The organism is Paenibacillus sp. TSM33, assembly GCF_056099025.1.
Genome location: NZ_JBLZXB010000039.1, coordinates 1 through 462, shown reverse-complemented (window position 1 = coordinate 462; position 462 = coordinate 1). Strand labels below are relative to the sequence as shown.

The following is a 462-nucleotide window of genomic DNA, read 5'->3' as shown; positions in this document are numbered from 1 at the left end:
GATTTTTGCTAAAAGCAAAATATCTTTCCTTATTTGCTACCTTTATTTCACTTGTTTACACAAGATCAGCTTAAAGGAATATTCTAAAACGCAATTTCGTTTCGGTATCCAGTTTTCAAGGTGCAATGATAAATCATTTGGTGGAGCCAAGCGGGATCGAACCGCTGACCTCCTGCTTGCAAGGCAGGCGCTCTCCCAGCTGAGCTATGGCCCCAAAAGAAATTATAAAGTTATATGGTGGGCCCTAGTGGACTCGAACCACCGACCTCACCCTTATCAGGGGTGCGCTCTAACCAGCTGAGCTAAGGGCCCATAATAAACCACCAAAAAAATCCTTCTTTAGTGGTTGCGCTTGGCGGCGTCCTACTCTCCCAGGACCCTGCGGTCCAAGTACCATCGGCGCTGGAGGGCTTAACGGTCGTGTTCGGGATGGGTACGTGTGGAACCCCTCCGCTATCGCCA

The 462-nt window shown here is 48.9% G+C and carries 2 tRNA genes and 1 rRNA gene; all 3 read right to left on the bottom strand.

Going from position 1 to position 462, the window contains the following annotated elements:
• Positions 1-138: 138 nt before the first annotated feature.
• Positions 139-214, bottom strand: a tRNA-Ala gene (locus tag ACN6NF_RS25715).
• A 21-nt stretch (positions 215-235) separates the two neighbouring features.
• A tRNA-Ile gene (locus tag ACN6NF_RS25710) sits at positions 236-312 on the bottom strand.
• A 38-nt stretch (positions 313-350) separates the two neighbouring features.
• Positions 351-462 (bottom strand): 5S ribosomal RNA (rrf, locus tag ACN6NF_RS25705); the annotation flags it as partial.